Genomic DNA, 22,881 nt, shown 5'->3' on the forward strand with positions numbered 1-22,881 from the left:
GCGGTCCCGGCCCGCGTCTGCTCAGGTCAGCTCAGATACTGGAGGCCACCAGCGACCGGATCGATCGCACCGCCACCGAGAGGGTGGACAGGTCGAAGCGCTCCGTCTCCCAGATCTCCGAGAGCAGTTCGGTGGCCCGCCGCACCGCGGCGCGGTTCTGCTCAGTCCAGTGGGCGCGGAGTTCGTCCGGCCGCTCCCCGGCATGCCCGGAGCGCAGGATGATCGCGCTCAGGTCGGCTTGGGCGGCATACAGGTCGTCGCGCACCGCGGCGCGCGCCATCGTGCTCCAGCGGTCGTCGCGCGGCAGGGCGATGATCCGCTCCCGCAGCCGGGTGAGCTGCAACTGGTCGGCCAGGTCGAAGTAGACCTCCGCCACCTCGCGCAGCGACCGGCCGGTCTCCTCGGAGACGCGGATCAGGTCGAAGGTCGAGTAGGCGGGGACCATGGCGGCGACCTGTTCGGCCAGCTCCTGGGGCACGCCCTTGGCCACGAGGGCGTCCCGGCGCTCCGTGAAAGCCTGCAGGTCGCGCCCCTGCAGCATTGCGGACAGCTGCGGGACGATCTCCTGGACGCCTTTCCGGAACCGGGCGATCTCGGCGTGGAGGTCCGAGTCGAAGGAGCGGTAGCGCATCAGCCAGCGGGCCGACCGTTCGACCAGCTTGCGGGCTTCCAGCAGCATGGTCAACTGGGTGTCGACGTCGACCTGGTAGTCGAGGGCCTCGACCTTCGCCCAGAAGTCCCGCAGGCCGAAGACTTCCGTCACCAGCAGGTAGGCGCGGGCGATCTCCGGAGCGTCCGCGCCCGTCTCCTCGGCGAAACGGAAGGCGAACGTCGACCCGCACCGGTTGACCATTTCGTTGACCACCACCGTGGTGATGATCTCCCGGCGCAGCGGATGCTGGAGGATGGCGTCGCGGAAGCGCTCGCGCAGCGGTGTGGGGAAGTACTCCAGCAGCACGGAGTTCAGATAGGGGTCGTCGGGCAGGTCCGAGGCGAGGATCTCCTCGGCCAGCACGATCTTGGTGTAGGCGATCAGCGTGGCGAACTCAGGCCCGGTGAGCCCGCGCCCGGCCGACCGCCGGGCCGCGATCGCCTTGTCGTCGGGCAGGAACTCGAGCTTGCGCTGCAAGTGGCCGTCCCGCTCCAGTTTGCGCAGGTAGCGGGTGTGGACGTGCAGCATGGCGGGACTCTGCTTGCGGGCCGCAGCCAGCGCCGTGTTCTGCAGGTAGTTGGTGCGCAGCACGAGGCGGGCGACCTCGTCGGTCATGTCCATGAACAGCGCGTCGCGCTCGGCCTTGTCGAGCCGCCCGGCCCGGACCTCGCGGTCCAGCATGATCTTGATGTTCACCTCGTGGTCCGAGGTGTCCACGCCGGCGGAGTTGTCGATGAAGTCGGCGTTGACGCGGCCGCCGGCGAGCGCGAACTCGATGCGGGCCTGCTGGGTCATTCCCAGGTTGCCGCCTTCCCCGACCACTTTGCAGCGCAACTGGGAGGCGTCGACGCGGACCGGGTCGTTGGCCTTGTCCCCCACCGAGGTGTGGGATTCGGTGGACGCCTTGATGTAGGTGCCGATCCCGCCGTTCCACAGCAGGTCCACCGGGGCGGTGAGGACGCACTTGATCAGCTCGTGCGGGGTGAGGGTCGTGACGTCGTCCGCGATCCCCAGGGCCCGGCGCACCTGCGGGCTGATCGGCACGGACTTGGCGTGGCGGGAGTACACGCCGCCACCCGGGGAGATCAGCTCGGGGTTGTAGTCCGCCCAGGAGCTGCGGGGGAGTTCGAAGAGACGGCGGCGCTCCGCGTAGCTCACCGCCGGATCCGGGTCGGGGTCGAGGAAGATGTGCCGGTGGTCGAAGGCGGCGATGAGGCGGATGTGCTCGGAGCGGAGCATGCCGTTGCCGAACACGTCGCCCGACATGTCGCCGATGCCCACCACCGTGAAGTCCTCTTTCTGGACGTCCACGCCCATTTCCCGGAAGTGGTATTTGACCGACTCCCAGGCGCCGCGGGCGGTGATGCCCATGGCCTTGTGGTCGTAGCCGACCGAGCCGCCGGAGGCGAAGGCGTCGCCCAGCCAGAAGCCGCGTTCTGCGGCGACCGCGTTAGCGATGTCGGAGAAGGTCGCTGTGCCCTTGTCGGCAGCCACGACCAGGTAGGAGTCGTCTCCGTCGTAGCGGACCACGTCCTCGGGGTGGCTGACAGTCCCGTTGACGAGGTTGTCGGTGACGTCGAGCAGGCCGCCGATGAACTGCTTGTAGCAGTCCACGACTTCCGCCATGACCGCGTCGCGGTCGCCCTTGGGCAGCCGCTTGCAGACGAACCCGCCTTTGGCGCCGCTAGGCACGATGACGGAGTTCTTGACCGTCTGCGCTTTGACGAGGCCCAGGATTTCGGTGCGGTAGTCCTCGATTCGGTCCGACCAGCGCAGCCCGCCGCGCGCCACCGTGCCGAACCGCAGGTGGACTCCCTCAACGCGCGGGGAGTAGACGAACGTCTCCAGCTTAGGCCGCGGCTGCGGCATGTCGGGGATACGTCCCGGGTCCAGCTTGTAGACCAGGTAGGGCTTGGTGCCGCCGTCCTGGAAGTAGTTGGTGCGCAGGGTGGCGCCGATCGCGGCGAGGAAGAACCGCAGGATGCGGTCGGCGTCGAGGTTGTCGACCTGGTCGAGCTCTCCGAGGATCTCCTCGGTGATCCCCTCGCACAGTTCTGCGCGGCCCTCGTCCAACTGCGGGTCGAACCGCGATTCGAAGAGCCGGACCAGTAGCCGGGCGATGTGCGTGTGGGAGTTGAGCACATCGGCGATGTAGGCGGGGGTGAAGGACGTGGCGGTCTGCCGGAGGTAGGTGGCGTAGGCGCGGAGCACGGTGATCTGGCGCCAGTTCAGGCCGCCGTGCACGACCAGGGCGTTGAAGCGGTCGGATTCGAGCCGTCCCTGCCACAGCGCGACAAAAGCCTCTTCGAACAGGCCTGCCACCTGCTCTATCTCCGCGGAGTCGAGCGGGGGGTTGACGAGGCCGAAGTCGTAGATCCACGCGAATTCGCGCTTCCCGTCCCCATCTGCTTCGCGTTCGAAGCCGTAGGGCCACTCGTCGACGATCTCCAGTCCCATGTGCTCGAGCAGCGGAAGGACTTGGGAGAGCGTGATCGGGCTGCCGCTCCGGTAGACCTTGCACCGCCACTCGCCGGGCAGGACCCCTTCGGAGCGGTAGAGCCGGACTTTGATGTCGTCGGGGCCGAGCTGGTCGAGGCAGGCGATGTCGTCGACCGCGACGGAGGCCGGGACGTCGACCTTGTAGCTCTCGCTGATCGTGGCGAGGTAGGTGTCCAGCAGCTCTTGGGCGCGTTCAGGGCCGAAGCGGGCGGTCAGCTCGGCGGCGAAGTCGTCGTTCCAGGAGCGGATGACGCGGGCGACTTCGGCTTCGAGCTTGTCCTGGTCCACTCCGGCGAGTTCGGTGCCCCGCCCCGCGCGGACCACGATGTGCAGGCGGGCGAGCGGGGAGGCGCCCACCATCACGCTGTGGTCCATGTCGGCGCCGTGGAATGCCCGGGAGAGCACCTCCTGCACGGCCTGCTGCACCTTGGTGGTGTAGCGGTCGCGCGGCATGTAGATCAAGCAGGACACGTACCGGCCGTAGGGGTCGCGGCGGAGGAAGAGCCGGGTGCCGAGGCGTTCCCGGAGCCGCAGCACGCCCAAGATGACCTTCTGGACTTCCTCCACTGACATCTGGAACAGCTCTTCGCGGGGGAAGTCCGCCAGGAGTTCGATGGCTTCGCGGCCGTCGTAGCTGTCGGGGGCGAAGCCGGCGCGGCTCAGGAGTTCGTCCTGTTTCCGGGACAGGATCGGGATCTGGCTGATGGGGCTTGCCTCGGCTTCGCGGGTGTAGAGGCCGAGGAAGCGGTGTTCGCCGACGACCCGGCCCTGGTCGTCGAACTTCTTGACGCCGATGTAGTCCAGGTACTTGGGCTGGTAGACGGTGGAGCGGGAGTTGGCTTTGGTGAGGACCAGCACGTGGGGTTCGCGAGCTTTGCGCTGGCCTTCGGGGGGAAGCGGGCGGACGGTGGGCCCGTCCTGCGGGTCCATGCGCAGCAGCCCCAGGCCGGTGCCGAGGACGGCGCGCAGCCCTTCAGCCCCGCTCTCATCGGTGTCCAACTGGTATTCCCGGTAGCCCAGGAAGATGAAGTGCTGGTCGGTCAGCCAGCGCAGGAACTCCGCGCTCTCGGTGATCTCCTCTTTGGCGACCCCGCCCGCAACGAGGGCGGCAGCGGATTCGGTCACCTGGTCGGCCAGGCGGAGGGCGGTGTGCCGCATCCGCGCGCTGTCTTCGTTGACCTGCCGGACGTCGGTGAGGACCTGGGTGAGGTCGTCGGCGAGCTCCTGACGGGCGGCCTCTTCCGTGCGGCGGTCGATTTCGATGCGGATCCACGACTCTTCGCAGGGCCGGAGGGTAGCGTCCTCCGGGTCGATCTCGACGATGGCGCCGAGGGTGTCGCGTTCCACCCGGAGCTGGGGGTGGATGATCGACCGCGCGCTGATCCCGCGCTCTGCCAGGCGCATGGTCACCGAGCTGACGAGGAAGGGGGTGTCGTCGGTGACGATCTCGACGACGCTGTGGTCGGCGTCTTCCGGGCTGCGGACCCGGACCTTGGTGCGCCCTTCCGGGCGGCGGGCGCCGAGGTCCCAGTGGTCGAGAGCGTGCCGGACGAGCTGGTCGGGGTGGCGTTCGGTGAGTTCCTCGGGGTTGGCGTGCCGGTAGTACCGGTGGAGGAACCGCCGGAACCGGTCGGTGTCGACCGGCAGCGGGTGGGACTGGGACCATTGGCTGACGGCGTCGTCAAGGAGCTGCGTCCTGACGGCGTCGGGCTGCCCTGACATGTGCGATCTCACTCCTTTGTGAGTCGTCGGGGGTGGTAGGCCGCGGTGCTCGCGGTACCGCGCACTCTACTGTGACATTGTGTGACAGATGCGAGAGGAGCTCACAACCGTTTCCAGATGAGGCTCCGGGCTCACCAGCCCAGGAAGTACCCAAAGAGGCGTGACCGGACTCCGTTGTCCGGTTAACTCTGTGTTGCACGTCGTACACAGGGACAGGACGTGCGCCTTCGGTCAACGGTGCGCTTCTCTCGCCAGTGACTGCCAGTCTCAGAACCTACTCGTCGTCCACCACAGAAAAACTGGACAAAATGGATAAAGCCGTCCGCTAGTGCGCTGGTGAACGGCTGATATCCACTCTCTGACAGTACCCCGAGGCGTCCCGTTCCGGGGGGAATTCCGCGGGTTCTCCTCGTCCCCGGGGTCCTCAGTCCTCACTCGTCGCGGCGCGGATCGCGGCCACCAGCGCGGCCGGATCGGTGAGGTCGTCCAGGATGTGCTCAGCACCGGCCGCCCGCAGCTGGGACTCGGTGGAGGACCCGCTGACGACGGCGATCGGCTGCACCCGGCCGATCCGGGCCGCCTCCACATCACGCACCGACTCGGTGATGTACACGGTCTGGGACTCGGGGAAGGCTCGGCCGTAGGCCTCTTCCGCCCGCATCCGGGTGAACTGGATCAGGCTGGCCTTGGGATAGTTCTCCGACCCGTAGCCGCCGATGCTCAAATCGAGGCAGCTGTCCAGTCCGAAGGCGGCGAGCTTCGCCTTGGCGTTGCTCCGGATCGTGCCGGTGACCACCGTCTGCACGGTGTCCGGCAGCCGCATGACCGCGTTGAGCGCGTCCAGCGCCCCCGGCATCATCCGGCCTCGGACGGCGAGCTGGTCGCTGTGCCGGGCGAACGCCTCCCCCAGTTCTTTGGTGAAGCGCGGCAGCAGCGTTTCATCCGTGTCGTCGACGTCGTTGCGCGCCAGGAAGTCGAAGAACAGCTCCGAATCGGTCCGCCCCGCCGTCGGCGCGAGGTACACCAACGGTACGCCGGTCACCTTCTCGAACGCCTCGGCATAGGCCGCGCGCGTCACCTGGGCGACGTCGACAAGGGTGAGGTCGATGTTCCACAACACCAGACGGCTGATGGGAAGCTCCTTTACGCAGGGAAACGGCACTGATGTTCCATACGGGCCCCATTCTGCCGCACCCTCCCGACTTCCCGCCGGGGCATTCTTCCCGTTCCCCGCTGCAGCGGGCCCGCTCAGGCGGCTGGCGCCCTGGGGGGATGGTGCCGCGCGGGGAGCCGGGGCTATGCGGTCGTGGGGTCTTCCAGGAGATAGCGCAGCTCCTGGGTGGCGTACCAGAGGAGTTCGTGCTCCTCGGTCCGCCCGGCTTTGATGTCCGGGGCCGCGGCCTCGTCGTCGATATGCGCGGAGGCGATGCGTTTGAGCGGCACCACCCCGTCGATGCGGACCTGCCCGGGCGTCTCCGCCTCCGCCACAGGGTGCACGATGCGCTCGGGCAGCTCGGCCGCGATCACGACCCGACGGGCCGGGGCCTCGGGGTCTGCGGCGAGCATCCGCAGGGATGCGTCCGCGGCCATGCTCATCGCGGCGTATTCCAGTTCTTCCTCGTCGTCAGTGCCCACGGCGGCGCGCAGGGCGGGGGTGACGGCGTACGCGGTGTACGGCGCGTCGCGGAACCCTCCGTCCGCCAAGGCCGAGGCGAGCGTGGTGAACGTAGCGGGCAGATAGATGCGCATGTGCTTGTGTCCCCAACGTGGTGTGCGGTCCGCTGTTCCCTGTCACGGGCTGGACGAGCTGCGGTGCGGCAGGGGCCGCTCACAGCAGGGAGGCGAGGCTGATCCCGCAGGCCTCCTCGAGCTGTGCCCGCGTCTCCGCGGGGTCGCGGTGCACGATACCGGTCATCCCCAGGTCGACCGCGGCCGCGACGTTGCGCTCCACGTCATCGACGAAGACGCACTCCTCGGCTTCCAGGCCCACCAGCTCCAGGGCGTAGTGGAAGATCTCCGGTTCGGGTTTGCGCATGCCCACTTCCCCGGAGATGACCACGCCGTCGAAGGTTTCGGCGAACCGCTCCCGCGGGTAGACGTTGCCCCAGGAGTTGGAGAGCAGGCAGGTGCGTATGCCCTGGCTGCGTGCCGCGCGCAGGGCCGCGTACATCTCCTCTACCGGCTCGAATCCGGCGAACATGCGCGCGATCAGCCCTTCCGCGGGGACTGGGCCGCCGTCGACCAGCCGGAGCCGCGCGGCGAGCATCCGTTCGAACTCGGCAGGGTCCACTTCGCCGCGTTCCAGGGCGTGCACTGGGCTGCGCGCCCCCTCGTGGTAGGCAGCGTGCACCCAGGTGCGCATGACCTCCCGGTAGGCAGCGCGGTCGATCCGCTCCTGCTCCAGCCAGGCCGCAATGGTCTCCGGGAGCGGAGAGGTCAGCACTCCGCCCCAGTCGATGATGATTCCCCTGCGGTTGCGGGACATTTCGCCTCCATCTCCCCGAACTACGGGCGATGTTAGTTCCCCGAGCCGTCTTCGCTAAATCCTCGGGGCCCACCACCACACCCCAAGGTACCGACCGGTCGGTCTAGTGCGATACTCGTGTCATGGACTTCGAACTCAGCCCCAAGGCCAAGGACTACCTGGCCAACCTCCAGGAGTTCATGGACGAACACGTCTACCCGGCGGAGCCCGTCTACCACGCCTGGCGCCAGCAGGCGGGCCCCGACAACCATGAACTCCCGCCCATCATGGAAGACCTCAAAGCCGAGGCCCGCCGCCGCGGCCTGTGGAACCTGTTCCTCCCGGACGTCAGCGGGCTCAGCGTCCTCGACTACGCTCCCCTCGCTGAGCTCAGCGGCCGCTCCAGCCTCGCCCCGCAGGCGATGAACTGCTCCGCCCCGGACACCGGGAACATGGAGGTGCTGCACATGTTCGGCACCCCCGAGCAGAAGAAGCGGTGGCTGGAACCGCTGCTGGACGGCAGGATCCGCTCGGCCTTCGCGATGACCGAGCCCGACGTCGCCTCCTCCGACGCCACCAACATCCGCACCTCGATCGTGCGCGACGGCGACGAGTACGTGATCAACGGGCGGAAATGGTGGATCAGCGGGGCGGCCGACCCGCGCTGCGAGATCTTCATCGTCATGGGGAAGACCAACCCCGACGCGGACCTCCACCGGCAGCAGTCCATGATCCTGGTCCCCCGCGACACCCCCGGGGTCAAAGTGCTGCGCTCCCTGCCCGTCTTCGGCTACCAGGACCAGGAAGGCCACTGCGAAGTCGAATTCGACAACGTCCGGGTCCCCGCCGAGAACCTCATCGCGAACGAAGGCGACGGCTTCATGATCGCCCAGGCCCGCCTCGGCCCCGGCCGAGTCCACCACTGCATGCGGGCCCTCGGCAAAGCAGAGCGCGCCCTCGAACTGATGGTGCGCCGTGCCACCAGCCGGGTCGCCTTCGGCAAGCCCTTGTCCGAGCAGGGCATCGTCCAAGCACACATCGCCGAGTCGCGGCTGGAGATCGAGCAGGCGCGCCTGCTCGTCCTCAAGACCGCGTGGATGATCGACCGGTACGGGGCGAAAGCCGCACGCAACGAAATCGCCGCGATCAAAGTGGTGGCGCCCCGCGTGGCCGCGGCCGTCATCGACCGCGCCATCCAAGTCCACGGCGGCGCCGGGGTCAGCGACGTGGTGCCGCTCGCGGAAATGTACGCCGGAGCGCGCGCCATGCGCATCTTCGATGGCCCCGACGAAGTCCACCTGCGCTCGCTGGCCCGCCGCGAGATCAAACGGCACTCCTGATCGCGACCACGCCGAGGTCCCCGCCCCAGCGGGAGACCTCGGCGTCCGCGTGTCTGCGCAGGCTCAGTAGCTCAAGCCGTCCCCGAAGCCCAGTTCGGTGCCGGGGATGTCCACGGGCAGCCGGCCGGAAGGGGACACCTCCCCGGCAACCACCCGGGCCGCGGCAACGCGGGACACCTCCATCGTGGAGTAGACCGCGAGAAACGCGTCGACGTCCGGCAGCACACTGAGGTCGTAGGGGGTGCCTTGGGCGACGACCACCACCGGGGCTCCCGACGCCTGGGCGCGGGCCACCAGGCGCTGCTGCTCGGCGTCGCCGCGTGCCCCGTCCGTGCCGACCACCACCGCATCAGCACCGCTCAGGGAATCCGTCACCGTGAGCCCGAGGTCGGCCAGGGCCGCACCGATCTCCTCGGCCCCCACCCCGAGGACGTGCACCGTTGCGGTGCGCGCCAACGGCAGCACGCCGTTGGTGTTGCGAAGCAGGGTCACTGAAGCGTCCGCGACCCGCTGGGCTGCCTCGTGGTGCTCCGGCTGCGTAGCGACCTGTGCTGCCTGCTCCGCGTCAGCCGGCGCCGCGTCGAACAGGCCGCGGCGCAGTTTCAACCGCAGGATCCGCAGCACCGACTCGTCCAGACGCTCCTCGCTGATCCGCCCCTCTTCCACGGCGGACAGCACCGCAGAGTAGGCGAGGTCCACATCGGGCGGCATCAGCAACTGGTCGGCCCCGGCGAGGACCGCGCGCACCGCCACCTCGCCGTCGTCGTGTGTCTGGCGGACCCCCTCCATGTTGAGCGCGTCCGTGGTGACCACGCCGTCATAGCCGAGCTCCTCACGCAGCACCCCGGTGATGAGGTGCGGAGAAAGCGTGGCGGGCTCCTCGGCGTCACCCAGCTGCGGCATGAGCACGTGCGCGGTCATCACCATGTCGACTCCGGCGTCGACGAGCCGCTGGAACGGCGGCAGGTCGACCCGTTCCCACTCGTCGCGGCTCTTGTCGATCACGGGCAGCCCTGTGTGGCTGTCCACATCGGTGTCGCCGTGGCCGGGGAAGTGCTTAGCGACCGCCACCACCCCGCCGTCTTGGAAAGCCACCACCTCGGCGGCGGCCAGCTCCCCGACAAGCTCCGGGTCCGAACTGAACGAGCGGATCCCGATCACCGGGTTGTCCGCGTTGACGTTGACGTCCGCTACCGGCGCGTAGTCGAGATTGATCCCCACCGCGGCCAACTGCTCCGCGGTCGCCGCTGCCAGCTCCCGGGCCAGTTCCGGGTCGCGGGCCGCGCCCAACGCCATCGCGTCGGGGAAACGGGCACCGAACGGGAGCCGCGACACCAGTCCCTGCTCCTCGTCCACCCCGAGGAACAGCGGAATCCCCGCCCCCGTGCCGGTGGCACGCTCTTGCAGCCCGTTGGACATGGCAGCCACCTGCTCGGGAGTCTCCAAGTTCTCGGGGAAGTAGATGAACCCGCCTGGGTGGTAGCGCTCGATCACCTCGGCGTTCTCCTCGGCCGTGGTGCCGGAGAGTACGGGGACCAGCAGCTGTCCCACTTTCTCTTCCAGGCTCATCTCCGCGAGCAGCGCTGCCGCCTGAGCGTCCACGTCAGCGGGGTCGGATATCTGGGTGGTGCGCTCCCCCGGGCGGGGTGCGCTCCCCCCGCCGCAGGCGGTTGTGAACAGCAGAACGGTTGCACCGGCCAGCACAGGCAGACGTCGAAACATGGGCACGCTTTCACAGACTAAGGATGACGACGCGTCGTTCTCCGGGCCGCGGTCGCGGTCGGCAGCGCCGGGACAGACCCGTCACGGCGTAGCGGCGATCTCGGCGAGACGGTCCAGCAGCTCTTCGGCCCCCTCGCCCTCCGCGGTGATCACGATCTCCTCCCCGCAGCGCACCCCCAGCGCCAGCACCGCCAGCATGCTCGTCGCCGGCACGCTCGCCCCGCTGGGACGGGCAATGCGCACCTCCCCGTCGAACTCGGAGGCCGCCGTAACGAACCGCGCCGCGGGCCGGGCATGCAGTCCCACGGGGGAAGCCACGGTGACCCGGCGTTCCGCGCGGCTCACCCTTGACCTGCCAGAGCAGTCTGGGGCGGCTCCGGATCCCGCAAAACCAACTGCGGCCAGCCCACCTGTCCCAGATGCTCCACGACGAGATGGGCGTGGGCCAGCGCCTGCGGCGGATGCGTCGTCGTGACTCCGACGACCCGCATCCCCGCGTTGCGCCCCGCCATGATCCCCGCCGGGGTGTCCTCGAACACCACGATGTGCTCGGGGCCGTAGCCGACAAGCTCGGCTCCGCTGAGATACCCCTCAGGGTGCGGTTTGCCGACCGTGACATCGTCCGCAGAGATGATCCCGCGGAACATGTCGCGGACCCCCAGCCATTCCAGGGTGCTTTCTGCCCACTGCCGCCCGGCCGAGGTCACCAACGCAAACGGCACTCCCTGGGCGTGTAGGTACTTCAGAAACGCCACGGACTCGGGCAGCTGCTCCACCGGGGGCAGGTCCGGATCCTGGCCGTAGCGCCAGCGGTCAGCAAAGATGTCCTCCACGGACTCGCCCGGGAACAGGTGGGCGAGCTCGTTGATCACGTCTTCGCCGCGCCGCCCCATGAACTTGCGCAGCAGCGCCTCGTCCGGTTCGACCCCGCGGTCCTGGAGCACCCTGGCCCACACCGCCACACTCCGCGGTTCGCTGTTGATGAGAGTTCCGTCGAGATCGAACAGGGCCGCGCGCGGCGTCGCCCACTCGCTCTCGGTTGTCCTCAAGCCCATCGGAATAGCAATTCTCCTCGTTTGACCTCTCCGCTCACCGGACGCGAAATGACGTCGCCGTCCGCGTCCAAAGCCACGATTGGCACGATCGGGGAGATTCCACTCGCTACGACCTCGGCCGGATTCCACCTGATCAGCGGCTGTCCCGCGGTGACCTCGTCGCCCTGGGCGGCAAGGAGCTCAAACCCTCGGATCAGGGGGAGCCGGACCGTGTTCATGCCCAGGTGTACCAGGACCCCCTTGCCGTCCGCACTCTGCACTACGAACGCGTGCGGGTGGAAACTGACGATCCGGCCGGTGATCGGAGCAACCGCCTCTTGCACCTCCTTGCGGGGGTCGATCGCGGTCCCCGGGCCCACCAACCCTTGGGCGAACATCGGGTCAGGAACTCTGCTGAGTCCCACAGCCACACCCGTCACGGGGGCGAGTACCGCAAGCACGCTCCTACCTCCTTCACCGACCAGGGCGTTGTCGGACGGCGGCAAGCCACCCGGACTCGCGAGGTGCCGTGGGTCACAGGCTGAGCTTAGGACGGAGTGATCGCGATGCCTAGACAGTTGGCAGAAAAACGAATGGCCGTCCTGTGCCAGCTTCCGACGGTCTGGCCCGACCCGGAGTCCGGTATGCGAACTCCGGGTCGGGCCAGACTATCCGCACATAACCGGCAGCGGTCCCAGGGACGTCCCTGGGACCGCTGCACTGTCAGCCGTCACACACGCGACTTAGGCGCGCCATGGCACTTCTTGTACTTCTTGCCGGAGCCGCAGGGGCAGGGCGCGTTGCGCGGGGTGTTCGCATAGTCCGGACCGGTGTCCTCGGTGCGCTTCTCGACACCGCCGCCCTCACTGGGACCGGAGTACTGCAGCTTCTCGGGCTGCTTCTCCTCCTTGCCCAGCGCGGGGACCACGGCCTGCGCCTTCTTCGCTACGGACTCGGCGTCCTCGTCCTGCGCGGTGTCCTTCGCGGACTCCGCAGCCTCGGCGGACGCAGCGGACTCCTCCGCTTCCTGGGCGTCCTCCGCCTTGTCCTCCGTCTTCTCGGCCTCAGGCGCCACCAGGGGAATCGCGGAGGCCGTGGCCGCCGCGGAAGCCGCAGTGATCTGGGACTCCTGCGGCTGGTTCACCCGGACCTCGACGTTGAACAGGAAGCGGATCGACTCCTCCTTGATGCCTTCGAGCATCTCCTGGAACATGTCGTAGCCTTCCCGCTGGTATTCGATCAGCGGGTTGCGCTGCGCCATGGCACGCAGGCCGATGCCCTCTTGGAGGTAGTCCATCTCGTAGAGGTGCTCCCGCCACTTGCGGTCCATGACCTGGAGGATGACCTGGCGCTCCACCTCGCGCATGGTCTCCTCGCCGATCTCGGCCTCGCGGCGGTCGTAGACCTCGTGGGCGTCCTCCCGGACCCGCTGGCTGATGATGTCCGGGGTCAGCACGCTGATGTCCCCGCCGTTCTCCTCGATGAGCTGGTCGGCGGTGAAGCTCACCGGGAAGATCTGGCTGAAGGCCGTCCACAGGTGTTCGAGGTCCCAGTCCTCCGGGTCGCCTTCGGCGGTCGCCGAGCGGACGTAGGAGTCGAGCACGTCGTCGATCATGCTCCGGACCTGCTCGCGGAGGTCAGCACCTTCCAGCACCTTGCGGCGCTCGGCGTAGATCACCTGGCGCTGCCGGTTGAGGACCTCGTCGTACTTGAGGACGTTCTTGCGGATCTCGAAGTTCTGCTGCTCGAGCTGGCCCTGCGCACTCTGGATGGCCTTGGTGACCATCTTGTGCTCGATCGGCTGGTCGTCAGGCAGGTTCAGCCGGTTCATGATCATCTGAACCCGCTCGCCGTTGAACAGCCGCATCAGGTCGTCGCCGAGCGACAGGTAGAAGCGGGACTTGCCGGGGTCGCCCTGGCGTCCGGCACGACCGCGCAACTGGTTGTCGATCCGCCGGGACTCGTGGCGTTCGGTGCCCAGCACGTACAGGCCGCCGAGCTCAACCACCTTCTGGTGCTCGGCTTCGACTTCCTTCTTGGCCCGCTCCAGCGCCTCCGGCCAGGCCTTCTCGTACTCTTCGGGGGTCTCGAGGGGGGAGAGGCCACGTTCCTGCAGCTCTTCGGCTGCAATGAAATCCGGGTTGCCGCCGAGCATGATGTCGGTACCGCGACCGGCCATGTTGGTGGCCACGGTAACCGCGCCGAGCTTGCCGGCCCGGGCCACGATGGCCGCCTCCCGGGCGTGGTTCTTGGCGTTGAGGACCTCGTGCGGGATCCCGCGCCGCTTGAGCATCTTGCTCAGCAGCTCGGACTTCTCCACGCTAGTCGTACCCACCAGCACCGGCTGGCCCCGCTCGTGGCACTCGGCGATGTCTTCGACAATCGCCTGGAACTTGGCCTCCTCGGTCTTGTAGACCAAGTCCCGCAGATCCTCGCGGATCATGGGCTTGTTGGTGGGGATGGGCACGACACCCAGGTTGTAGGTCTGCTGGAACTCTGCCGCCTCCGTGACCGCCGTACCGGTCATGCCGGCCAGCTTCTCGTAGAGCCGGAAGTAGTTCTGCAGGGTGATCTTGGCGAGAGTCTGGTTCTCTTCCTTGATCTTGACTTTCTCTTTGGCCTCAATGGCCTGGTGCATGCCCTCGTTGTAGCGGCGGCCCCGCAGGATACGGCCGGTGAACTCATCGACGATGAGCACCTCGCCGTCCTTGACGATGTAGTCCCGGTCCCTGCGGTAGAGCTCCTTGGCCTTGATGGCGTTGTGGAGGAAGCTGATCAGCGGAGTGTTGACCGACTCGTAGAGGTTGTCGATCCCCAGCCAGTCCTCGACCTTGGCCACCCCGGCCTCGGTGATGCCGACGGTGCGCTTCTTCTCGTCGACCTCGTAGTCGACGTCGCGGCGCAGCCGCGGGGCGATCTTGGCGAACTCGACGTACCAGCGCGAGTTCTGCTCTGCGGGACCACTGATGATCAGCGGGGTGCGAGCCTCATCAATCAGAATGGAGTCGACCTCGTCGACGATGGCGTAGTGGTGGCCGCGCTGCACGCAGTTGTCGAGCGACCGCGCCATGTTGTCGCGCAGGTAGTCGAAGCCGAACTCGTTGTTGGTGCCGTAGGTGATGTCCGCCTGGTAGGCCTTGCGGCGCGCTGCCGGGGACATCTCCGGGGAGATGACACCAACCTCCATGCCCAGGAACCGGTAGATGCGGCCCATGGTCTCGGCGTCGCGGCGGGCCAGGTAGTCGTTAACGGTGACCACGTGGACGCCCTTACCGGTGAGCGCGTTGAGGTAAACGGGGAGTGTCGCGGTAAGCGTCTTACCCTCACCGGTTTTCATCTCAGCGATATTGCCGAAATGCAGCGCGGCGCCGCCCATGAGCTGCACGTCGAAGTGCCGCTGCCCCAAGGTCCGCTTCGCCGCCTCGCGCACGGTGGCGAAAGCCTCGGGCAGCAGGTCGTCTAGCTCCTCACCGTCCTTAAGCCGCTGCTTGTATTCGTCGGTGAGCGCGCGCAATTCAGCGTCGCTGAGGTCGACGAAATCATCCTCGATGGAGTTGATCTGGTCCTTGAGCTTATTCAGCTTGCGCAGGATTTTGCCTTCGCCTATGCGCAGGACCCTGTCGAGTATGCCTGGCACTTCTAATGCGCTCCTCGCGATCGTGGCCCGCATCCGGAGACGGGATGCATCCATTCCCCGTAGCTCCCATCGTAGGAGAGCCTATGCCCTCCCCAGGAACATCTGCGTACCGCGAAGCGGAGGGCACGGAGCGTGACTATCTGCCACGCTGGCCGATGGGTCCGTCGTCGGTGTCGTCAGCGTCCAGGAATTTTTCCCGGATCGCGTAGACAGCGGCCTCGGTCCTCGAATGCAACTGGAGCTTCTCCAGGATGTTGCGGACGTGGTTTTTGACCGTGTTGTCCGAAATGTAGAGCCGGTCGGCGATGTCACGGTTGTTCAGCCCGCGCGCGACCAGTCGCAGCACCTCGGTTTCCCTCTCGGTCAGCCGGGGGGGTTTCGTGGGCTGGCTCCGTCGGTCTTTTCCTTTCCGGGCCAGCGCCGCGAATTCGTTGATGAGCTTAGTGGCCATCGAGGGGTTGATGAAAGACTGACCTTTGCAGACCGCACGCACCGCCTCGGGAAGCTCCACCACCGAGATCTCTTTGAGGAGGTAGCCGGTCGCACCGGCCTTGATCGCCTCGAAGAGGTCCTCCTCTTCGTCGCTCATCGTGAGCATCACGATCTTGGCGTCGGGGACAGCTTCCTTGATCCCCGCGCACGCAGCGATCCCGCTGCGTTTCGGCATCCGCACATCCAGCAGGACGACATCGGGGCGGAGTTCCTTGGCCCGGGCAACCGCTTCCTCCCCGTCCCCGGCCTCTCCCACCACCTCGATGTCAGGCTCCTCAGCCAGGACGGAGACCAGTCCTCTCCGGAAGAACTCGTGGTCATCAACGACGAGTACCTTGATGGATTCCACTCGGGTGGGGGGAGCCCCGCTCACTGTCTGTGTTCCTTCCTCCCGCGCGGTGGCGTCACACGGGTGTGGGGCGCTCTGCGAACGAGCGCTGCACCGTCGACCCACGACAGACGTGGCTGTGCTCGGTCACGGGCCCAGGGACTCTCGGGATCCCGTTGGAGCGCCGTACCCCACGGTGTGTCGTGCCGAAACCGGGGCTTCGGCACGACACACCGGACGCTATTCAGATGTAGGAAACTTTATTCCATGAGGCGCAGCACGCCATAGTTGAACCCCTTGCGCCGGTAGACCACGCTGGGCAGCCCCTGCTCCTTGTCGCGGAACAGGTAGAAGTCGTGGCCCACCAGCTCCATCTCCAGAAGGGCTTGGTCGATGGTCATGGGTTTGGCGTAGTGGAACTTCTCCCGGACCACCAGGGAACCGCCGCCCTCGGTGTCCAACTCCACGAATTCGTCGGCGAAAGCGCTGTCGACAGCGCTGCCGTCGAACTCCTCTGCCTGGTTCTCCTCGCGGTCCTCGACCACCTGCGGCGGGATGGCTGAGTCGGCCGGAAGGCCGTCGACAGGAAGCTGCGCGGTCGCGGCGGCCACGGAGACGAGCCCTCGGCTTCCCTTGTGCACCTTGCGGCGGTCAGCGAGCTTCCGCAGCCGGGCCTCGACCCGGTCCAGGGCGAGGTCCAAAGCGGTGTAGCGGTCATCTGCGGCGGCCTCGCCTCGGACCACCGGGCCGGAGGAGCGGATGGTCAGCTCCACCCTCTCGCGGTGGTTGGCGAGCCTCGGGTTGCGCTCCTTGGACACCTCCACGTCGACGCTCATCATGTCCTTGCGTTCCCACTTGCGGAGCTTGGCCAGCTTGTGCTCGACGTGCCGCCGGAACTTGTCGCTGACTCCGGTGCGTCGACCTTTGACGATGATGTCCACAAGACCCCCTTCGTCGCATGGTCGCCTCCAGAGGCGACCAGCTATGCGGTGTGCGCCCCGTTCGCTGTTCGCGTGGGGTTGACCGGTGTCTTCCTCCTCTCCAGCCTCAGCAGCCACAGGCCTTTCTACTTGGGCGTATACCCAGCAGACCCCACGATCATCACCGGTCGTTGGTCCTGTACGCGCAGAGAGAAACTGCAGAAGCGCGGGGCAGGCCGCAGGCCGGGGACCGCGTTAGGTGATCCGGGAACCGCACGTGGACGGATGGACGGGCGCGGCAGGCGCTGCAGCGGCCTTACCGCCCCCACAAACACAAGGGGGCGCCCGTGACGGCGCGCCCCGTGTGGACAGAAAGTGTCACCCGCCCGGCCGACCTGGTCTTCGTCCCCACATCCGCCTGCTGAGGGGCTCGCGGCGCTTGTGCGCCACTACTACCCTTCTCCCTTGTCCGGAGGGCATCGGGCCCTCCCAAGAGGCAGGACTTACCTCTAAGCCGCACCGTGATCAGTCGACGAAAAGTCGCCTTACGTGGGCCGTTTCGCCTGCGGCTGGCATCGGCTTGCCGACCCGGCGTCCCCATTGAGGGCACGCCACGGTCGACGCAACCACGGACCCGGACGGGTGCCATAATGGAACGCTAACCCGAGATCGCCCGGTTGTCAGGTACCGTCTTCCAACGACTTTTCTGAATCTCCCGACACATCGCGTGCGGTGCACCACCGGGAGGCGAACGGGCCGGACCAGCTGTCGCTGTTTGCGACGGGTCCGTCACGACGCGGCAGAGGCGTTCCGCCACTACGGCCGCGCCCGCAACCCGGATCCCCGCCGCAGTGAGCGCGCGAGCCGCCTCCGCCAGCGTGGCCCCCGTGGTGAGCACGTCGTCGACCACCACGACCGCGTCCCCCACCGCGGGGCTCTTGCCGGGCCACCGGGCCCGCATAGCCCCGGACAGGTTCGCCCACCGTGCGGCCGCGCCCAGCCCCACCTGGTCCCGGGTCGGGCGGCTGTACCGCAGCGGGCAGACCACCCGCGCCGCCACCCCCTGGGCGCGCAACCGCACTGCTGCGGCCGCGCCCACCGTCCGCACCGGGTCGTAGCCGCGCTTCCGCACCGCGGAGCGCCGCCCCGGCACGGGAACCAGACTGATCCGCTCGGCGGTCGGCGCTGCCGCCCGCACCGCGGCAGCCAGGCCCCGGGACAAAGGTTCCGCCAATGCCCGGTACCCGCCGTTCTTGAACGCCAGCAGGACCGCGCGACCGCGCCCCGTATACGCCCCCGCCGCCCAGACCGGTGGGCAGCCGAACCGGGCCGGGCAGCGCCACGGGCCCCGGTCGACCACTTCCCGGCACGCCGCGCACAGCGGCCCGTCCAGCCCGCCGCATCCGGCGCAGTGCTGCTCCAGCACCAGGTCGGCGAGCGCCGACACCCATTCCGTCAGCACAGAGCACAGGACCATGCCTCCACGGTGCGCCTCCGCGGCGGGATGCAGCACCCCGCACCGCCAGGCTGTGGATAAGGCCGCCGCTTAGCCTGGGTAGACGGGTTTGGTGCCCTCCACTGCCCGCCGCCACATGAGGCGGTCGCTGGACGAGGAGATCGTGTCCTCTTCAGTCCCTGACAGCAGGGGCATTCCCGGGGCCGCGGTAATGGTCTTCATGTCCGATCCGGTCACCGCGCCCGCGCTGGTGGACTCCCCGCTGCCGTTGAGCGACACCAGGTAGGCCTGGATCGCGCCGCGCTCCTTCTGCCCCAGGACCGCCAGCTGGTCGGCACCGCGCCACGACAGGTCGGTGACGGTCACCAAGTCCCGGGCCAGGGGCAGGAAGGCTTGCAGGCTCACCGTCGATTCGCCGTGGACCACGCGGCCCACCAGGACCTGGCCGCCGTCGGCGCCTCCGGTCAGAACCGCCACCCGGGTGCCGTCCCGGGAGACCCGCAGCTCAGTGACGGGAACCCCGGCGAGCTCCGGCGCGTGCACCTCGACCGGGTCCGCATCCTCGGCGAGCAGCCACAGCCGGGTCACCTGGCGCTTCTCTCCGCGGTCCGTTTCCCGGCGCTCCGTGCTCCCCACCGCGGTGTCGCCCGGCTCGGTGTCGTCCGCGAGATCCTCTTCCCGCTCCGCCTCGGCGACTTCCGCGGAAAGGTCCTCCACCACCCACAGGTTGCCGTAGCCGTCCCACGACAGCGAGGTGTAGTCGCCTCCCTGGAGCACGGTCGTATACTCGCCGTCCTCGGCGATCGGAGCGACCCGGACCGAGTCGTCGTCCGGCATGATGCCCGCCACCCGGGTCTCGTCCAGCGAGACCGCGTGCTCCTCCACCAGGATGCGTCCGTGCCCGGCCGCCCCGGGCACGAGAGCCTCCCGCTGGTCGACGTCGAGCGACCACAGTTGGCCGTCCCGCAGGAAGTAGGCGCGCGGCGAACCGGTCATTCCCGCCGGGTTCACCGAGTTCCACTCTTGGCTGCTGGCCTGCAGCACCCCGTCCTCCACTCCGGGGAGCTCCACCTCTTCGCCGTCGAGCCGCAGCGTGAACTCCTGGATCTCGGGGAGCTGTTTGAGGGTCCACACCAGTTGGGCGCCCATGCCGAAGAGCCGGCGGGGGTCGGCGGCCGCGGCCCGGTGGTCGAGGTTCACGGTGACATTGCCCGAGGAGTACTCCACGGTGGCGGTGGTCCCCGCGGGGAACGAGGTGCGCACCGCGGGCGCCAGCCAGTCCGTGGGCCCGTCCAGCAGCATCGTGACCAGCCGCTGGGAGAGCTGCTCCGTGATGTTCACCGCGGAGCTCACCGGCAGGAACACCGGGTCCGGTACCAGGGTGCTCATGTCCCGGTTGAAGTAGTACAGGTTGAGCGGGCGGTACACCCGGTCCACGTCCTGGCGGCTCAGCAGGATGGTGTCGGGCAGGTTCGCGATCCGCCACTCGCCGTCGACCTTGGTCAGGTCGAAGACGACGTCGATCGCTTCTCCCGGTGAGGCGGGCACGTACTGGCCGTCCGGGCGGATCGTGGCGTACAGCGGGGTGCGGACCCGCACCCGTGCCGCGCGCTCCTCCTCGACCGTCTCCACGTCGAAGCGGACCGCATCCATCTCCTCGTAGACGAGCACCCGGTCGCTGGGCTGCCAGACGTCGGCGCACTCCTCGGTCATGTACAGCCGGGCCGCCTCGTGGTTCTCCTCGAAACTGCCCAAGTCCTTGAGGAAGCCGCGGACCAGCGCGTTCTCTCCCCAGCCGGGCTGCGGTCCGGCGGGAAGCAGGCGAGTGAAGGTGTCCACCTGCCCCTGGGCGCCGCCCCCGCGGCCTTCGAAAGTCGGCCCCCCGGTGGGGACAGTGGCACACCCGGCAAGCAGGACAGCGAGACAGGCGGTCGAGACCGCGGCAGCAATCCGGTTCGCCTGTCCGATCACGCTTCCTCCCCCGCGCTTGTTCCTCGCCCGGTCTCCAAGTCGACCTGCTGGCCGCTCAACACCGAAAGGTTTCCCCCTAACGCCATCTCCGGCGGGACCAGCGGCAACGGGGAGCCGCGCAGCTCAGTGCCGGCCACCCGGGGAAGCGACAGCCGGAACTGGGCGCCCTTCCCCGGCCGTCCCCATGCTTGGAGCCAGCCGCCGTGCAGTTGCGCGTCCTCCTTGGCGATCGCCAGGCCGAGCCCGGTTCCCCCCGTAGTGCGGGCCCGAGCGGGATCGGCGCGCCAGAACCGGTCGAAGCACAAGTGCTCTTCGCCTTCCTTGAGGCCGACCCCGAAGTCGCGGACCGCTACCGCCACGGCGTCCCGGTCTGCGGCCGCGGTCACGATGACGTCCTTGCCTTCGCTGTGCTCGATGGCGTTGACGATGAGGTTGCGCAGGATGCGGTTGATCCGGCGGGAGTCGAACTCGGCGGTGCACGGCTCGGTAGGCAGGCGCAGGATCACCTTGATCCCGCGCTTCTCCGCGATCTGTTCGGCTTCCCGGACCGCTTGGAGCACGGAGTCGCGGATGTCGGCGCGTTCCAAAGCCAGCGTGGCGGCGCCGGCGTCGTGCCGGCTGATCTCCAGCAGGTCGTTGAGCAGTTCTTCGAAGCGCTCCAACTGGCTTTGCAGGAGCTCCACGGAGCGCCGCACCGTCGGGTCGAAGCTGTCGCGCTCTTCAAACAGCAGGTCCCCCGCCATGCGGATCGTGGTCAGCGGGGTGCGGAGCTCGTGGGAGACGTCCGAGACGAACTGGCGCTGGACCTTGGACAGCTCCTCCAGCTCCTGGATCTTCTCCTGGAGGCTGCCCGCCATGTCGTTGAACGACACCGCCAGGCGCGCCAAGTCGTCCTCCCCGCGGACTTCCATCCGCTCAGACAGGTCACCGGAGGACAGCTTCTCGGCGGAGCTGGCGGCCTGCCGGACCGGCGTGACCACTTGGCGGGTCACCACGTAGGCGATGGCGGCCAACAGCAGGACCATGACGGAAGCGACGAGCGCCAAGGTCCGCTGCACCAGGTCGAGCATCTGCTGCTCGTGGTCGAGCGGGAACAGGTAGTACAGCTCGTAGGCGCTGGACAACTGGGCGCCCACGGCCAACCCGGGTTCCCGGTTGGGGCCGCGGATGATCTCGGTGTAGCGGCCGTGCTGGGTGTCGCCGTTACTGTTCTGCACTTCCTCGCGGAGCTGTGCGGGAATGCTCGCTTCGCCGACGCCGCCGCTCGCCCGGCCCGTCATGCCGCCCACCGAGGGCAGGATCACCACGTCGTACAACCCGGTGGCACCGCTGCGTGCACTGAGCTCTTCGACGATCTCGTCGAGCTGGCGTTCCGGGTCCTGCTGTCCGCTGTCCTGGAGGATGCCCAGGGCAGCGGTCAGCCCCATGTGGTGGTCGCTGAACGCGGCCTGCTCCTTGGCCTTGAGCAGGTCCGAGCGGACCTGCTGCACCATGAAGAACCCCAGAATCGCGGTGACCAGGACCGAGGCCATCAAGGTGGTGGTGACCACCCGGAGCTGCAGGGAGCGCCGCCACCGCGAGTGCACGGCGGTGACGAGACCGCGGGCCAGCCGCTGGGTCACCACATATCCGGCGCGCAGTGCGTTGCCCATCCGCTGCCACCGTGTGAACGCGGCCTCCCCTTCCAGGGCAGGGGCGGCCGCGTTCGGACTCGGGGCTTGGACGCTGTCCGTCACCGCTTCCGTCCTCAAAAGCCGTCAGGGAGAACCGGCCTTGTATCCGACCCCCCGCACCGTGACCACGATCTCCGGGTGCTCGGGGTCCTTCTCGATCTTGGCGCGGAGCCGTTGGACGTGCACGTTGACCAGGCGGGTGTCCGCGGCGTGCCGGTATCCCCACACCTGCTCCAGGAGGACTTCGCGGGTGAAGACCTGGCGCGGCTTGCGGGCGAGCGCCACGAGCAGGTCGAACTCCAGGGGGGTGAGGTTGATGACCTGGTCGCCGCGGCGGACCGAGTGTCCGGCGACATCGATGGTGATGTCACCGATCTGCAGGATCTCGGGTGCGGGCTCCTCGGTACGGCGCAGCCGAGCCCGGATCCGGGCCACCAGTTCCTTGGGTTTGAACGGTTTGACGATGTAGTCGTCGGCACCGGACTCCAAGCCGAGCACCACGTCCACCGTGTCGCTCTTCGCGGTGAGCATCACGATGGGCACTCCGGACTCGGCGCGGATCTGGCGGCACACATCGATGCCGTCCGCACCGGGAAGCATGAGGTCCAGCAGCACCAGGTCGGGTTTGGTCTCGCGGAAGGCCTCCAGGGCTTTGTCCCCGTCGTGCACGAACGACGGCTCGAAGCCTTCGCCTCTGAGCACGATGCCCAGCATTTCGGCCAGAGCGAGGTCGTCGTCGACGACCAGCACGCGTCCCTTCATCAATTCTCCGGCGTCGGTCGACATCCCTTACTTACTTTGAGGGACGACTCCGGTCCGCCTTCTCCTTTCCGGACACTCGCAAGGGGCAGAACTTCGAAACTCTTCCAGCCGGGCCCCGTCAGCTTGACCGGCCGTCCTTGGGCTGTTGTTTGCGGGGGGACGTCCCGTCAGCATCCCGCATCAGCAGGCGATGAGCTCCGGGCCACTGT

The 22,881-nt window shown here is 67.9% G+C and carries 16 protein-coding genes; 1 reads left to right on the plus strand and 15 read right to left on the minus strand.

What is annotated here, in order from left to right; genetic code table 11:
- Positions 1-31 precede the first annotated feature (31 nt).
- The 4 genes from CW348_RS11680 to CW348_RS11695 form a co-directional block, all read right to left on the minus strand.
- A complete protein-coding gene (locus CW348_RS11680; protein ID WP_016189161.1) occupies positions 32-4,873 on the minus strand; it encodes an NAD-glutamate dehydrogenase in 4,842 nt (1,613 codons plus the stop codon).
- A 424-nt stretch (positions 4,874-5,297) separates the two neighbouring features.
- On the minus strand, positions 5,298-6,035 hold the full coding sequence (locus tag CW348_RS11685) for an HAD family hydrolase (RefSeq protein WP_011292905.1): 738 nt from the start codon (positions 6,033-6,035) through the stop codon (positions 5,298-5,300).
- Positions 6,036-6,169: 134 nt separating this feature from the next.
- Positions 6,170-6,622, minus strand: coding sequence for a DUF6912 family protein (locus CW348_RS11690; protein WP_011292906.1), 453 nt, complete (start codon positions 6,620-6,622; stop codon positions 6,170-6,172).
- Between the two features lie 79 nt (positions 6,623-6,701).
- Positions 6,702-7,358, minus strand: coding sequence for an HAD family phosphatase (locus CW348_RS11695; RefSeq protein ID WP_011292907.1), 657 nt, complete (start codon positions 7,356-7,358; stop codon positions 6,702-6,704).
- A 122-nt stretch (positions 7,359-7,480) separates the two neighbouring features.
- Here CW348_RS11695 and CW348_RS11700 point away from each other — a divergent pair, with 122 nt between their 5' ends.
- The gene (locus CW348_RS11700) at positions 7,481-8,677 is read left to right on the plus strand and encodes an acyl-CoA dehydrogenase family protein (protein ID WP_016189162.1); all 1,197 of its coding nucleotides are present in this window, start codon (positions 7,481-7,483) and stop codon (positions 8,675-8,677) included.
- A 63-nt stretch (positions 8,678-8,740) separates the two neighbouring features.
- Here the strand turns inward: CW348_RS11700 and CW348_RS11705 are convergent, their stop codons facing one another.
- The 11 genes from CW348_RS11705 to mtrA form a co-directional block, all read right to left on the minus strand.
- Positions 8,741-10,399, minus strand: coding sequence for a glycoside hydrolase family 3 protein (locus CW348_RS11705; RefSeq protein ID WP_104612797.1), 1,659 nt, complete (start codon positions 10,397-10,399; stop codon positions 8,741-8,743).
- A gap of 81 nt (positions 10,400-10,480) precedes the next feature.
- The gene (locus tag CW348_RS11710) at positions 10,481-10,744 is read right to left on the minus strand and encodes an HPr family phosphocarrier protein (RefSeq protein WP_011292910.1); all 264 of its coding nucleotides are present in this window, start codon (positions 10,742-10,744) and stop codon (positions 10,481-10,483) included.
- Complete coding sequence (locus CW348_RS11715; RefSeq protein ID WP_016189163.1) at positions 10,741-11,454, minus strand: HAD family phosphatase; 714 nt, start codon at positions 11,452-11,454, stop codon at positions 10,741-10,743. The genes CW348_RS11710 and CW348_RS11715 overlap by 4 nt, the downstream gene beginning before the upstream one ends.
- Positions 11,445-11,894, minus strand: coding sequence for a PTS glucose transporter subunit IIA (locus CW348_RS11720; RefSeq protein WP_011292912.1), 450 nt, complete (start codon positions 11,892-11,894; stop codon positions 11,445-11,447). Before CW348_RS11720 ends, CW348_RS11715 begins: the two co-directional genes overlap by 10 nt.
- A gap of 269 nt (positions 11,895-12,163) precedes the next feature.
- The gene (secA, locus tag CW348_RS11725; protein ID WP_104612796.1) at positions 12,164-15,070 is read right to left on the minus strand and encodes a preprotein translocase subunit SecA; all 2,907 of its coding nucleotides are present in this window, start codon (positions 15,068-15,070) and stop codon (positions 12,164-12,166) included.
- Positions 15,071-15,206: 136 nt separating this feature from the next.
- Complete coding sequence (locus tag CW348_RS11730) at positions 15,207-15,935, minus strand: response regulator transcription factor (RefSeq protein ID WP_011292914.1); 729 nt, start codon at positions 15,933-15,935, stop codon at positions 15,207-15,209.
- A 215-nt stretch (positions 15,936-16,150) separates the two neighbouring features.
- Complete coding sequence (gene hpf / locus CW348_RS11735) at positions 16,151-16,831, minus strand: ribosome hibernation-promoting factor, HPF/YfiA family (RefSeq protein WP_011292915.1); 681 nt, start codon at positions 16,829-16,831, stop codon at positions 16,151-16,153.
- Between the two features lie 637 nt (positions 16,832-17,468).
- Positions 17,469-18,287, minus strand: coding sequence for a ComF family protein (locus tag CW348_RS11740; RefSeq protein WP_061783975.1), 819 nt, complete (start codon positions 18,285-18,287; stop codon positions 17,469-17,471).
- A 69-nt stretch (positions 18,288-18,356) separates the two neighbouring features.
- A complete protein-coding gene (locus CW348_RS11745) occupies positions 18,357-20,237 on the minus strand; it encodes an LpqB family beta-propeller domain-containing protein (RefSeq protein ID WP_011292917.1) in 1,881 nt (626 codons plus the stop codon).
- Positions 20,234-21,973, minus strand: a complete 1,740-nt coding sequence (gene mtrB / locus CW348_RS11750; RefSeq protein ID WP_011292918.1) for an MtrAB system histidine kinase MtrB — start codon at positions 21,971-21,973, stop codon at positions 20,234-20,236. Before mtrB ends, CW348_RS11745 begins: the two co-directional genes overlap by 4 nt.
- Before the next feature lie 21 nt (positions 21,974-21,994).
- Complete coding sequence (gene mtrA, locus CW348_RS11755) at positions 21,995-22,672, minus strand: MtrAB system response regulator MtrA (protein ID WP_011292919.1); 678 nt, start codon at positions 22,670-22,672, stop codon at positions 21,995-21,997.
- Positions 22,673-22,881 lie beyond the last annotated feature (209 nt).

Origin of the sequence: Thermobifida sp. (assembly GCF_017577275.1) — a bacterium.
Lineage (GTDB): Bacteria > Actinomycetota > Actinomycetes > Streptosporangiales > Streptosporangiaceae > Thermobifida > Thermobifida fusca.

Bases quoted from the DNA above. Each gene is read 5' to 3' on its own strand.
- CW348_RS11680 (WP_016189161.1), bottom strand. From the start codon at position 4,873: ATGTCAGGGCAGCCCGACGCCGTCAGGACGCAGCTCCTTGACGACGCC.
- CW348_RS11690 (WP_011292906.1), bottom strand. From the start codon at position 6,622: ATGCGCATCTATCTGCCCGCTACGTTCACCACGCTCGCCTCGGCCTTG.
- CW348_RS11695 (WP_011292907.1), bottom strand. From the start codon at position 7,358: ATGTCCCGCAACCGCAGGGGAATCATCATCGACTGGGGCGGAGTGCTG.
- CW348_RS11700 (WP_016189162.1), top strand. From the start codon at position 7,481: ATGGACTTCGAACTCAGCCCCAAGGCCAAGGACTACCTGGCCAACCTC.
- CW348_RS11705 (WP_104612797.1), bottom strand. From the start codon at position 10,399: ATGTTTCGACGTCTGCCTGTGCTGGCCGGTGCAACCGTTCTGCTGTTC.
- CW348_RS11715 (WP_016189163.1), bottom strand. From the start codon at position 11,454: ATGGGCTTGAGGACAACCGAGAGCGAGTGGGCGACGCCGCGCGCGGCC.
- CW348_RS11740 (WP_061783975.1), bottom strand. From the start codon at position 18,287: ATGGTCCTGTGCTCTGTGCTGACGGAATGGGTGTCGGCGCTCGCCGAC.
- mtrA (WP_011292919.1), bottom strand. From the start codon at position 22,672: ATGAAGGGACGCGTGCTGGTCGTCGACGACGACCTCGCTCTGGCCGAA.